The following is a 14,235-nucleotide window of genomic DNA, read 5'->3' on the forward strand; positions in this document are numbered from 1 at the left end:
GCCAGTGCCGGAGCGGTGCAGCGGGGCACCAGCAGCAGACAGTAGATTTCTCAGTCGGCGCGCCGGATTTCGTGCGAGCCGATGGTGCGGTGTGGCGCCTCCTTCGAAATGACATACGGGCGCGAGCGCAGGGATTCTTAACACACTCTTAGCGATTCCGGCGGCCTGCTGTCATTCTGAGGAAGGCGCGCACCCAGTCCTGTCCAGACGCACCATCGCCCGTGCGCCGACCGAAGAATCTGCCCGATGGGCGCACCGTCTGTCGGCTACGGCTGGGTTCGGCGCGAGGGGCCCCCGTTTCCGACAAAGATTCTTCGGTCGGCGCCACGGCACTGGAGCGGGAAGACGGGTTCGCGCGGCGCCTCCCTCAGAATGACACTGTGGGGGGCCGGACAGGGGACGCTGTAGTCGGACAGGGACACCGTGGGTCCGCCAATGACGCCGTAAGCCGGAGAGGTCGGGCGGGATCAGGCTGCCGGGAAGGAGTACCGCGCCGGCGAGAACGCGCCGCGGGGTTCGCGGCGTGTATCCCCCTCTCCCGCAAGCGGGCGAGGTTGCGAGGCTAGGCGAGCGGGTGAGGGTCCCGGACGCGGCGCCGTCCCGCCGGCGCGGCGTGCTCCTCGTCGCCGTCTTCGGCCTCATCATCCGCCGCATCGGCGTCCACGTCCCCGCTCGCCGGTGCCGGGGCGGAATCCGCGTCCGCCGTGCCGTCGCCGTCCGCGCCTGAGGCTGCGTCCGTGCCGGAAGCGTCGTCCGCATCGTCCCCGCCCGCACTTCCGGAGCGCGCTTCGACGGGGGTGGGAAACGGCATGCTATCGGTGCCGCTGAGGATGCGCACGTCCAGCTTGGGGGGGAGCACCAGGCGAAAGATGCTTCCAGAGCCCAGCGTGGACTCCACCGACAGCGAGCCGCCCAGCAGCACCGCCAGCCGGCGCGAGATGGGCAGCCCCAGCCCCGTTCCCAGCTGCTGGTCGGGGTGGGCGATCTGCACGAACTCGTCGAAGATGCGCTCCAGGTTCTCGGGCTCGATCCCCCGCCCCTCGTCGCGCACGTCCACTTCGACCCCGCCGTCGTCCAGCCGCCGGCACGCCACCGTGATGGGCTTGCCCTCGCCGAACTTGATGGCGTTGGAAAGCAGGTTCAGCACGATCTGCCGCACCCGGCGCGGATCGGTGGTGATGGAGATCTCGTCCTGGCACTCCAGCGTGAGCTCCGAGCCGTGCTCGTCGGCCAGCGGGCGCACGGTGACGAACAGGTCCTGCACCAGCGCGGGAAAGCTGGCCAGCTGCACCTCGAGGTCGATCTTGCCCGCCTCGATCTTGGACAGGTCCAGGATGTCGTTCACCAGCTCCAGCAGGTGCTTGGCGGCCTGGTTGGCCCGTTCGATGCCGCGCGACTGCTGCTCGTTCAGCGGCCCGTAGATGTTGTCGAGCAGCAGCGCGCTGTACCCCAGGATGGCGTTGATGGGGGTGCGCAGCTCGTGGCTCATGCTGGCGTAGAAGCGGCTGCGCGAGGCCATGGCGCTTTCCAGCTCGCGCTGGCGCGCCTGCAGCTCGGCGTTCACCGACTGCAGCTCGCGGCTGGTGCGGGCCAGGCTTTCGGTCTGCTCGCGCAGCTCCTCCTCGGCCCGCTTGCGCTCCGACACGTCGCGGCCGATGACGGTGAACAGCCGCTCGTCGTCCAGCTGCAGGCAGCTGACCGACGCCTCCAGGGGAAAGGTGTCGCCGCTGGCGCGCTGCCCCACCAGCGCGTGCTCGCGGGGCGGAATGTCGGGCTCGCCCGAGCCCTTGCCCTCGAGCACCGAGACCGCCCGCTCCGCCGCCGCCTGGCACATGTGCTCCACCGGGCTGCCCCGCTGCTCCGGCGCGAACAGGTCGTCCACCGGGCGCCCCAGCGCCTGCGCGGCGGGAATGCCGAAGGTGCGCTCGGCCGCCGCGTTGAACAGCGAGATGCGGCGGTCGTCGCCAAAGGTGATGATGGCCTCCAGCGCCGAGCCCACGATCTCGGCGGTGCGCGCCTCGCTGGCGCTGAGCTCGGCGCGGTGCTGCAGCTCCAGCGCGCGCACCTCGCTTTCGCGCAGCCGGGCCTCCTGCTCCTTGAGCTGCTCCGTCTTCAGGTACAGGTCCACGAAGACGGCCACCTTGCTGCGCAGCACGTCGGGGTTGAAGGGCTTGAACATGTAGTCCACGGCCCCCACCTCGTACCCCGCGTACACGAACTGCTCGTCCTTGCTGATGGCGGTCAGGAAGATGATGGGCGTGAGCTTGCTGCGCTCGCGGCTCTTGATGAGCTGCGCCGTCTCGAAGCCGTTCATCCCCGGCATCTGCACGTCGAGCAGGATGACGGCGAAGTCGTGCAGCAGCACCTGGCGCAGCGCCTCTTCGCCGGAGTTGGCGCGCACCAGCTCGGGGCCCAGCGGCTCCAGGATGGCTTCCAGCGCCATCAGGTTCTCGGGCCGGTCGTCCACCATCAGGATGCGGGCGCGCGGCGCGTCGGCCGCCTGCGGCGTCATGCGGCCACCGGCCCGCAGCGGGGCACGCGCCGGCCGCGGATGCGCGTCAGGTGCGGGGCGATCTCTTCCAGCGGCAGCACGCAGGCGTCGGGCACCGCCTTGGCCGCCGAGCGCGGCATCACCCGCACCTCGGCCGACTCGGGGTCCTGCACGATGGCGTGCCCCCCTTCGTCGGCGATGCGGCGCAGGCCGCGCGAGCCGTCGGCGTTGGCGCCGGTCAGCACCACGCCGATCAGGTCCATGCCGTACACGTCGGCGGCGGACTCGAAGGTCACGTCGATGGAGGGGCGGCTGTAGCGCACCGGCTCGTCGGTGGTGAGCGAAAAAAAGCCGTCGTCGAGCAGCAGGTGGTAGTCGGGGGGCCCCACCCACACCCCGGGGCCGATCTCCTGCTTGTCGTTCACCTCGGCCACCGGCAGCCCCGAGCACTCCTGCAGCAGCTCGCACAGCAGCTCCGACTCCTTGGCGCGGTGCTGCACCACCACCACCGGGAGCTCGAAGTCGTCGGGAAGCCCCGCGACGATGGTGCGCAGCGCGTGCAGCCCGCCGGCGCTGGCGCCCACCACTACCAGGCGGTAGCCGGGCGCCACCTCGCCGCGCTCGCTCACGCCAGCCTCCGGAAGATCTTCTCGCGCGCGTCGAGCACCTCGTACTTTTCCTCGAAGTCGGTAAAGCGCAGCGTCTCCTTGCTCCCCAGCGCCAGGATGCCGAAGCGTCCCATGCTGTCGTAGAACAGGCGGTGCACGCGGTTCTGCAGCTTGCGGTCGAAGTAGATCATCACGTTGCGGCACACGATCACGTTGAACTCGGCGAACGAGCCGTCGGTGACCAGGTTGTGCTGCGAGAACACCACGTTGCGCGTGAGCGAGCTGTTGAACAGCGCGCCGTCGTACATGGCCGTGTAGTACTCGCTGAACGACCGCGTGCCCCCGGCCCGCACGTAGTTCTGGGTGTACTCCTGCATCTTGTCCAGGGGAAAGATCCCCGCCCGGGCGCGCTGCAGCACCATCTCGTTGATGTCGGTGGCGTAGATGCGCGCCCGTTCGTACAGCCCTTCCTCCTCCAGCAGGATGGCCATGGAGTACACCTCCTCGCCGGTGGAGCACCCGGCGTGCCATACCCGGATGAAGGGGTAGGTGCGCAGCAGGGGCACCACTTTTTCCCGGAACGCCGCGTAGAATCCCGGGTCGCGGTACATGGCGGTGACGTTGATGGAAAGGTCCAGCAGCAGCTTTTCCATCGTCGCCGGATCGTGCAGCACCCGGTCCTGCAGCTGGCTTACGCTCTTGAGCCCCTCCTGCTCGATGCGCTTCCACACGCGGCGCTTGAGCGAGGAAAAGGCGTAGCTGCGAAAGTCGAAGCCGTAGTGCCGGTACATTCCCTCCAGCAGCAGCTCGATCTCGATTCGTTCAAGCTCCCTGTCGTACGCGGCCGGCGTATCCGGCAGGTCCACCTTTGCGCTCGCCACTCGGTGTTGCCTCTGGTGTGTCGGTGCCCCGGCCGCGCCGTGCGCGGGGCAAGTCCCTGCTGTACGGCAAGGTGCGTGCGAAGGGATGGGGAAGGTAACGGGGGAGAGGGGGAGGGGACAGGTTACAGGGGACAGGTTACAGGGGACAGCGGGAGAAGCTTCACGGCGGGAGGGGGCGCTTCGGCACGATCCACCTGCGTCCGCGGGCGCCCCCTCCGGGCTCGCATTACTCGCCCACCTCCCCCAAGACTGCTGGGGGAGGTTGGACGCGAGACCACCTTCCGGAGCGCGATCGAATTCTCCCCTTTCTCCCGCTCCGCGGGGGAGAGGGGCCGGGGGAGAGGGGGCCCCGTCGGGCGCAGTTCAACGTTCTTCGTCGAGCCACCACAACGTCGGCGACCCGATGTCGGAATGCCCGGACAAGGGCGAATGAATTCGCTGCAACAACGACACGAAGCCCGCCTTCGCGGGCTGGCGGCATCGAGGCATGGGCAAGTGCCTGCCATGTGGCGGGTCGGGTGAGGTAGCCAGAGCGGTAGATCTTCCGGAGCACGATCGAATTCTCCCCTTTCTCCCGCTCCGCGGGGGAGAGGGGCCGGGGGAGAGGGGGCCCGTCGGGCGCAGTTCGATGTCCCCCGTCGAGCCACCACACCGGCGGCGCCCCCGACTTCGGGAAGCCCGCCGACGCAGCGCGAGCCCGGAGGATTCTCCCCCCGGGCTCGCACCTCCATCCCCCTGTCCCCTGTCCCCTGTCCCCGGTAACCTGTCCCCTACCTGTACAACCAGACCCGCATCAGCGACAGCAGCTGGTCCACGTCCACCGGCTTGGTGATGTAGTCCGAGGCCCCGGCGGCGATGGACTTTTCGCGGTCGCCCTTCATGGCCTTGGCCGTCAGCGAGATGATGGGCAGCTGCACGAACTCCGGCATCTCGCGGATGGCGCGGGTGGTCTCGTAGCCGTCCATCTCGGGCATCATCACGTCCATCAGCACCAGGTCGATGCCCTGCTGGTCCTGCAGCATGCGAATGGCGTCGCGCCCGTTCTCGGCGAACACCACCACCATCCCCTGCTGCTCCAGCACCGACGTGAGCGAGAAGATGTTGCGGACGTCGTCGTCCACGATGAGGATCTTCTTCCCCTCGAACACCGAGTCGCTCTTGTGCAGCTGCTCCAGCATGCGCCGCTTGTCGTCGGGCAGGTTGCTCTCCACCCGGTGCAGGAACAGCGCGGTCTCGTCCAGCAGCCGCTCGGGGCTCTTGGCGTCCTTGATGATGATGGTTTCGGCGTACCGCCGCAGCCGCGTCTCCTCGGCCGGCGACAGGTCCTTCCCCGTGTAGATGATGATGGGGATCTCCTGCATCTCGGGCGTGCTCTTGACCCGTTCCAGCAGGTTGTAGCCGTCCTCGCCGCTCAGCCCCAGGTCGAGCACCATGCAGTCGAAGCGGGTCTCGCGCAGCCGCTCCATGGCGTCCTCGGCGCTGGCCACCGCGGTGATCTCGACGTCGCCCTCGCCGATGAGCTCAATGATGCTCTGCCGCTGCGTGGGGTCGTCCTCCACCACCAGCAGCCGCTTGACCCCCTCTTCCAGAAAGGTGCTGATGCGGTCGAAGGCCGCGTCCAGGTTGTCCTTGCTGATGGGCTTTTCCAGGTAGTTCACCGCCCCCTGGCGCAGGCCGCGCTGCCGCTGCCCCGCGCCGGAAAGGATGTGCACCGGGATGTGCCGCGTCTCGGGCGCGTGCTTCAGCCGGTCGAGCACCGTCCACCCGTCGATCCCCGGCAGGTCGATGTCCAGCGTAAGCGCGTCGGGGCGGTACTCGCGCACCAGCTCCAGCGCCTGCTCGCCGTCCATGGCCACCAGCGCCTTGAACCCCTTTTCGCGCCCCATGTCCAGCAGGATGCGCGCGAAGTGCGGGTCGTTCTCCACGATGAGCACCACCCGGTCGCCCGGCTCGACCGTGGAGCGGTCGTCGTGGATCCCCACCTCGCTGGGGTCGCGCGGGTAGCGCCGCCGCTCCGGCCGCTCCATCTGCGGCCGGGGCTCCTGCGCGCCCTGTCCGCCCTGCGCGCGGCGCGGCGCGTCCGTCGACGGTCCGCCGCCGTATCCCCCGCCGCCGTAGCCGCCGTTCCCCCCGCCGCCGTAGCCGCCGTTCCCCCCGCCGCGCGGGTCGTGGCCGCCGCCCTCGCCCTCGTGCCCCTCGGGGTCGCCCGGCCAGGTGAGCGGCAGGAAGAGGGTGAAGGTGCTCCCCCGCCCCTCGCTGCTCTCCACCCGGATCTCGCCGCCCAGCAGCCGCGCGATCTCGCGGCTGATGCTGAGCCCCAGCCCCGTACCGCCGAACTTGCGGCTGGTGGTGCCGTCGGCCTGCTGGAACGCCTCGAAGATCAGGCGCTGCTTGTCGGCCGGGACGCCGATCCCCGTGTCGGTGACGGCGAACGCCACCACCACGTCGGCCTCGTTGAGCGCCGCGTGGCCAAAGCGGCGCCCCTTCTCGGCCTTGCGCATGGTGAGGGTGACGCTTCCCTCGTCCGTGAACTTGAAGGCGTTGCTGAGCAGGTTCTTGAGCACCTGCTGCAGCCGCTGCCCGTCGGTGTAGATGGCCGGCGGCAGCTCGGGGTCGATGTCCATCGCCAGCTCCAGCCCCTTCTGGTCGGCGACCGGACGGAAGCTGCGCTCCACGAAGTTCGACACGTCGGCCAGCAGCACGTCGCCGGCGTTGATGTCCATCTTCCCCGCCTCGACCTTGGACAGGTCGAGCACGTCGTTGATCAGGTTCAGCAGGTCGGTGCCCGAGGCCAGGATGGTCTGGGCGTACTCCACCTGCTTCTCCGTGAGGTTCTTGTCCTTGTTGTCGGACAGCAGCTTGGCCAGGATGAGCAGCGAGTTCAGCGGCGTCCGCAGCTCGTGGCTCATGTTGGCCAGGAACTCGCTCTTGTACTTGGTGCTCACCTCCAGCTGCTTGGCCTTCTCCTCCAGCTCGCGCCGGGCGGCCTCGACCTCGCGGTTCTTCTGCTCGACCTTGCGGTTCTGCTCGGCCAGCAGCGCCGCCTTCTCCTCGAGCTCCTCGTTGACCTGCTGCAGCTCTTCCTGCTGGTCGCGCAGGGCCTCTTCACTGGCCTTGAGCGTGCGGGCCTGCTGCTCGAGCTCGCTGTTGGTGCGCCGCAGCTCTTCCTGCTGCGCCTGGAGCTCCTGCGACTGGCTCTGCAGCTCCTGGGTAAGGTTCTGCGACTGCTGCAGCAGCTCCTCGGTGCGCATGTTGGCGGTGATCATGTTGAGCACCACGCCCACGCTTTCGGCCAGCTGGTCCAGGAACACCTGGTGGATCTGGCTGAAGGGGAGGAAGCTGGCCAGCTCCACCACGGCCTTGACCTCGCCCTCGAACAGGATGGGAAGCACCATGATGTTGCGCGGCGGCGCCTCGCCCAGCCCGCTGGTGATGCGGATGTAGTCGTCGGGCACCCCGGTCAGCAGGATCGGCTTCTTTTCCAGCGCCGCCTGGCCCACCAGCCCCTCGCCCGGCAGGAACCGGTTGCTGACGCTCTTGCGCTCCTTGTACGCGTAGCTGGCGATCAGGCGCAGCACCGCGTCGTGCCCGCCACCGTTGCCGTTGCCGTCGCCGTCCGCCAGGAAGAAGGCGCCGTGGTGCGCGCCCACCAGCGGGGTAAGGTCCGACATGATGAGGCGCGACACGCTTTCCAGGTCGCGCTGCCCCTGCATCATCCGGCTGAACTTGGCCAGGTTGGTCTTCAGCCAGTCCTGCTCCTCGTTGCGCTCCGTGGTCTCCTTGAGGTTGGAGATCATCTGGTTCACCGAGCGCTTCAGCTCGTCCAGCTCGCCCTTGGCCTCGACCGTGACGGTACGGGTCAGGTCGCCCTCCGTCACCGCCGTGGCCACGTCCTTGATGGCGCGCACCTGTGCGGTGAGCGAGTTGGCCATGGCGTTCACGTTTTCGGTGAGCGCCCGCCAGGTGCCCGCCGCGCCCGGCACCTCGGCCTGGCCGCCCAGCTTGCCTTCCGTGCCCACCTCCCTCGCCACGCGCGTCACCTCGTCGGCAAAGACGCGCAGCTGGTCCACCATGGAGTTGATGACGTCCTTGATCTGAAGGATCTCGCCCTTCACGTCCACGGTGATCTTGCGGGTCAGGTCGCCGTTGGCGATGGCCGTGGCCACCGCGCTCACGTCGCGCAGCTGCACCGTAAGGTTGCCGGCCATGGCGTTCACGTTCTCGGTCAGGTCGCGCCACACGCCCGCGACCCCCTCCACCCGCGCCTGGCCGCCCAGCTTGCCCTCGGTGCCCACCTCCCTGGCGACACGTGTCACCTCACTCGCGAAGGCGGAGAGCTGGTCCACCATGGTGTTGATGGTGTCCTTGAGCTCGGCGATCTCGCCGCGCGCCTCCGCGGTGATCTTGCGGCTCAGGTCGCCGCGGGCCACGGCCGTGGTCACGTCGGCGATGTTTCGCACCTGCCCGGTCAGGTTGCTGGCCATCAGGTTCACGTTCTCGGTCAGGTCGCGCCACACGCCCGCGACCCCCGGCACGTTGGCCTGGCCTCCCAGCCGGCCCTCGGTGCCCACCTCCCTCGCCACACGCGTCACCTCGCTCGCGAAGGCGGAGAGCTGGTCCACCATGGTGTTGATGGTGTTCTTGAGGGCGAGCATCTCGCCCTTCACGTCCACCGTGATCTTCTGGCTCAGGTCGCCGTTGGCCACGGCCGTGGTCACGTCGGCGATGTTTCGCACCTGGCCGGTCAGGTTGCCGGCCATGCTGTTCACGGCGTCGGTCAGGTCCTTCCAGGTGCCCGCCACCCCCTCCACGTTGGCCTGGCCGCCCAGCTTGCCCTCCGTGCCCACTTCCTTGGCGACGCGGGTCACCTCCGACGCGAAGCTGGAAAGCTGGTCCACCATGGTGTTGATGGTGTTCTTCAGGGCCAGCATCTCGCCCTTGACGTCCACCGTGATCTTGCGGCTCAGGTCGCCGTTGGCCACCGCCGTCGTCACGTCGGCGATGTTGCGCACCTGGTTAGTCAGGTTGCCGGCCATGAAGTTCACGGCGTCGGTCAGGTCCTTCCAGGTGCCGCCCACGTTGGGCACCTCGGCCTGGCCGCCCAGGATCCCCTCCGTGCCCACCTCCCTCGCCATTCGCGTCACCTCGTCCGCGAAGACGGAGAGCCGGTCCACCATGGAGTTGATGACCTCCTTGATCTGCAGGATCTCGCCGGCCGCCTCGACCGTGATCTTGCGCCCCAGGTCGCCGTCGGCGATCGCCGTCGCCACGGCGGACACGTCGCGCAGCTGGACGGTCAGGTTGCCGGCCAGCTGGTTCACGTTCTCGGTCAGGTCGCGCCACACGCCGGCCACGCCCTCCACCCGCGCCTGGCCGCCCAGCTTGCCCTCGGTGCCCACCTCCTTCGCCACGCGCGTCACCTCGGAAGCGAACGAGGAGAGCTGATCGACCATCGTGTTGATGGTGATCTTGAGCTCCAGCATCTCGCCCTTGACGTCGGCGGTGATCTTCTGGCTCAGGTCGCCGTTGGCCACCGCCGTCGTCACCTGGGCGATGTTGCGCACCTGCCCGGTGAGGTTGCTGGCCATGAAGTTCACCGACTCCGTCAGGTCCTTCCACGTCCCCGCGACGTTGGGCACCTCGGCCTGGCCGCCCAGCACGCCCTCCGTACCCACTTCGCGGGCCACGCGCGTCACCTCGTCGGCAAAGACGGAGAGCCGGTCCACCATCAGGTTGATCACCTCCTTGATCTGGAGGATCTCGCCCGCCGCCTCGACGGTGATCTTGCGGGTCAGGTCGCCGTCGGCGATGGCCGTGGCCACCGCGCTCACGTCGCGCAGCTGCACCGTCAGGTTGCCGGCCAGCTGGTTCACGTTGACGGTCAGGTCGCGCCACACGCCCGCGACGTCTTCCACCCGCGCCTGGCCGCCCAGCTTGCCCTCGGTGCCCACCTCCTTGGCGACTCGCGTCACCTCCGAGGCGAAGGCGGAGAGCTGGTCCACCATGGAGTTGATGGTGTTCTTCAGCTCCAGCATCTCGCCCTTCACGTCCACCGTGATCTTCTGGCTCAGGTCGCCGTTGGCCACCGCGGTGGTGACCTGGGCGATGTCGCGCACCTGGCTGGTGAGCGCGCCGGCCATGAAGTTCACGTTGCTGGTCAGGTCCAGCCACACGCCGGCCACGCCCGGCACCTCGGCCTGGCCGCCCAGCACGCCCTCGGTGCCCACCTCCCTCGCCACGCGCGTCACCTCGTCGGCGAAGACGGAGAGCCGGTCGACCATGGCGTTGATCACCTCCTTGATCTGCAGGATCTCGCCCTGCGCCTCGACGGTGATCTTGCGGGTCAGGTCGCCGTCGGCGATGGCCGTGGCCACCGCCGACACGTCGCGCAGCTGCACCGTCAGGTTGCCGGCCAGCTGGTTTACGTTGTCCGTCAGGTCGCGCCACACGCCGGCGACCCCCTCCACCCGCGCCTGGCCGCCCAGGATGCCCTCCGTGCCCACCTCGCGGGCCACGCGCGTCACTTCGCTGGCGAACGCGGAGAGCTGGTCCACCATCGTGTTGATGGTGTTCTTCAGCTCCAGCATCTCGCCCTTCACGTCCACCGTGATCTTCTGGCTCAGGTCGCCGTTGGCCACCGCCGTGGTCACCAGGGCGATGTTCCGCACCTGACCCGTAAGATTGGACGCCATGAAGTTCACGGAGTCCGTGAGGTCCTTCCACGTCCCCGCCACGTTGGGCACCTCGGCCTGGCCGCCCAGCACGCCCTCGGTGCCCACCTCGCGCGCCACGCGCGTCACCTCGTCGGCGAAGACGGAGAGCCGGTCCACCATGGAGTTGATGGTGTTCTTCAGCTCCAGCATCTCACCCTTGACGTCCACCGTGATCTGCTGGCTCAGGTCGCCGTTCGCGATCGCCGTGGCGACCAGGGCGATGTTGCGCACCTGGCCGGTCAGGTTGGACGCCATGAAGTTCACCGACTCCGTGAGGTCCTTCCACGTCCCCGCCACGTTGGGCACCTCGGCCTGGCCGCCCAGCACGCCCTCCGTGCCCACTTCGCGCGCCACGCGCGTCACCTCGTCGGCAAAGACGGAGAGCCGGTCGACCATGGAGTTGATCACCTCCTTGATCTGCAGGATCTCGCCGGCCGCCTCGACCGTGATCTTGCGCCCCAGGTCGCCCTGCGCGATGGCCGTGGCCACCGCCGACACGTCGCGCAGCTGCACCGTCAGGTTGCCGGCCAGCTGGTTCACGTTGTCGGTCAGGTCGCGCCACACGCCGGCCACGTCTTCCACGTTGGCCTGGCCGCCCAGCTTGCCCTCGGTGCCCACCTCCTTGGCGACGCGCGTCACTTCGGACGCGAAGGCGGAGAGCTGGTCCACCATGGAGTTGATGGTGTTCTTGAGGGCGAGCATCTCGCCCTTGACGTCCGCCGTGATCTTGCGGCTCAGGTCGCCGCGCGCCACCGCCGTGGTGACGTCGGCGATGTTGCGCACCTGGCCCGTAAGGTTGGACGCCATGAAGTTCACGGAGTCCGTGAGGTCCTTCCACGTCCCCGCCACGTTGGGCACCTCGGCCTGGCCGCCCAGCACGCCCTCCGTACCCACCTCGCGCGCCACGCGCGTCACCTCGTCGGCAAAGACGGAGAGCCGGTCGACCATGGAGTTGATGACCTCCTTGATCTGCAGGATCTCGCCCTGGGCCTCCACGGTGATCTTGCGCGTCAGGTCGCCGTCGGCGATGGCCGTGGCCACGGCGGACACGTCGCGCAGCTGAACGGTCAGGTTGCCGGCCAGCTGGTTCACGTTGTCGGTCAGGTCGCGCCACACGCCGGCCACGTCCTCCACCCGCGCCTGGCCGCCCAGACGGCCTTCGGTGCCCACTTCCTTGGCGACGCGGGTCACTTCGGAGGCGAAGGCGCTGAGCTGGTCCACCATCGAGTTGATGGTGTTCTTGAGCTCCAGCATCTCGCCCTTCACGTCCACCGTGATCTTCTGGCTCAGGTCGCCGTTGGCGATGGCCGTCGCGACCAGGGCGATGTTGCGCACCTGGCCGGTCAGGTTGCTGGCCATGAAGTTCACGGAGTCCGTGAGGTCCTTCCACGTCCCGCTGACGTTGGGCACGGCCGCCTGGCCGCCCAGCACGCCCTCGGTGCCCACCTCGCGCGCCACGCGCGTCACTTCGGACGAGAAGGCGCTCAGCTGGTCCACCATGGTGTTCACGGTGGTGGCGATGCGAAGGAACTCGCCCTGCACCGGCTTGCCGTCGATCTCCAGCGCCATCTTCTGGGCCAGGTCGCCCCGGGCCACGGCGCTCAGCACCCGCGCCACCTCGGTGGTGGGGGTGATGAGGTCGCTGATGAGCTGGTTTACGGAATTGATCTTGTTGCTCCACCCGCCGCCCACGGGGCCGATGGCGGCGCGGTCGGTCATCTGCCCCTGCCGCCCCACGGTGTTGCTCACCCGGCCGATCTCTTCGGAGACGCGCTGGTTGAGCTGGGCGATGTCGTTGAAGGTGTCGGCGATCTCCTCCATCAGGGGATCGCCGTACACCTCCGGGATGCGGATGCCGAAGTCGCCGCTGCGCAGGGCGCGCAGGGCCAGCAGCAGCCGGCGCAGGTCGCGCCGCTCGCCGGTGTCGTCGTCGCCGCCGCCCAGCGCGGGGTCCAGCGGCACGCGCCGCGCGCGGGCACCGGCCCCGCCGCCGGACGCGGCGCGGGCGCGGCCGCGCGGGCCGGGCACGGGGGCCGACGTCTCCGGCGTGGCGCCGTCTCCGTCGCCGCCCGCGCCGTTGCCCACCGCGGAGGCGGAGCGGGCGCGGCGCACGGGGGGCGTGCCGTCGCCGTCGCCCGGGGGTGCCGCGCCGGCGGCGGGGGGCCCGGCCTGCGCGGCCGGGCGCCCGCCCCGCCTGCGCGGCGCGGGGGTTCCGTCGCCGCCGGCGGGCGGGTTCACGTCGTTGCGGTCGTCACCCTGAGGCACGGGTCAGGCTCCTGCGTGGCGTAGCGTAGGGAAATCCGGGAGCCGGCGCCCACCCCGAGGGGGCGGCGCCGGCGCAGGCGAACGGCGGCGGTGTCCGGCCCGCGGGGCGGGCGGACGGTACGGAATTCAAGCGGATCCGGTCATTCGGCGCATACGGCGGCCCGCGCGCACCCGCGGCCCGGTGTGCGGGTGCGGTCGTTCACGGGTAAAGCGGTCCCACAGGATGCAATCGACAGGCCACCTCCGGCAAGTGTTCCCCGCCCCGCACCCGTGCTGCTTTCTCGAAAAATGCCCGTCCCGCGCGAAGAATCGCCCTGGCGGAGAACCGCGCTCGGCGTCGGCCCGCGGCCCCGAAGCGACCCGCCGCGCGCGTGAGCGGCTAAAGCCGCCGCTGGAACGGCGAAAAGCCCCGCAAACTGCGCGGGGCTTCAACTGAGCAGCCAGTGGCGTTCCTCGGATTGTCATTCCGAGGCCCGGCCACACTGCCACCGGATGCTCACGCCGCAGGTTGCAGGGCCGAGGAATCTACTGTCGGCCCGCACGAGGCCGGACGCGGTAGCCGCGCCACCGCCGCGGCGGCGAAACAGCCAGACAGGGCCGGTCCGTTCCTCACGCTGGCCATGAGGAAACGGAAAGTGGATTCCTCGGTCGCGCGCCGGTCCTGCGGGCCGGACAAGATACCGAGCGTGCGCTGCCCCGGAATGATGGTTCCGGGTGGGGGCGGGGTTTTCCATCCAATGAGGCATCGAAGGATCTCGCCGGCATGACCGTGGGGTGGATTCCTGCCGTACAGGCCTGCCCCTCCCCCACCGAGAGTACATCCTTCGGTCGCGCGCAGATGATTGTGAATCTTCCGGCTTCTCCGTGTGCGCTCCCAGCCATAGCTATGTCGCCTTCTCGAATGTGCCAGCATGCCCGCTGGGAGAAACGACGGCGGGGATGGTACCGCCTTCGCTCCAGATTAAGCCACTCGCCCGAGTGTGTGCTCCTGGCCTCGCGGCGGGAGTTTGCCCACGGGAGAGATAGTGGACGGCCAAGGATGCAGGGACCCGGAGGATGTGTTGCCCCCTACGGATCAACGCCCGCTTCAAGCGTACTGGTTCCCCAGCGATCTTGCTCCAGCGGCAGCCCCAGCGGGCACACGCATCTAGTTCCCGCTTCCGAACATCCCCGAGAACGGCGGATAGCCATACCTGTATTTCTTGTAGTCCGGCACCTCGCGAGGCGGGGGTGCGGGCAGTCCGTTCGTCTCGCGGGGGCGCGGCTGGGCAGCCGCC

General features: G+C 69.0%; 4 protein-coding genes. All 4 read right to left on the bottom strand.

Annotated features, from left to right (window positions below; genetic code table 11):
• Positions 1-562: 562 nt before the first annotated feature.
• Positions 563-2,512 carry a sensor histidine kinase gene (locus tag VGC13_RS08975; protein WP_331124901.1) on the bottom strand — a complete coding sequence of 650 codons (1,950 nt, stop codon included), beginning with the start codon at positions 2,510-2,512 and terminating at the stop codon, positions 563-565.
• Positions 2,509-3,120, bottom strand: coding sequence for a chemotaxis protein CheB (locus VGC13_RS08980; RefSeq protein ID WP_331124902.1), 612 nt, complete (start codon positions 3,118-3,120; stop codon positions 2,509-2,511). Before VGC13_RS08980 ends, VGC13_RS08975 begins: the two co-directional genes overlap by 4 nt.
• A complete protein-coding gene (locus VGC13_RS08985; RefSeq protein ID WP_331124903.1) occupies positions 3,117-3,980 on the bottom strand; it encodes a protein-glutamate O-methyltransferase CheR in 864 nt (287 codons plus the stop codon). Before VGC13_RS08985 ends, VGC13_RS08980 begins: the two co-directional genes overlap by 4 nt.
• A 770-nt stretch (positions 3,981-4,750) precedes the next feature.
• Complete coding sequence (locus tag VGC13_RS08990) at positions 4,751-12,958, bottom strand: HAMP domain-containing protein (protein ID WP_331124904.1); 8,208 nt, start codon at positions 12,956-12,958, stop codon at positions 4,751-4,753.
• Positions 12,959-14,235: the final 1,277 nt, after the last annotated feature.

Origin of the sequence: Longimicrobium sp. (genome assembly GCF_036399255.1) — a bacterium.
Classification (GTDB): Bacteria; Gemmatimonadota; Gemmatimonadetes; order Longimicrobiales; family Longimicrobiaceae; genus Longimicrobium.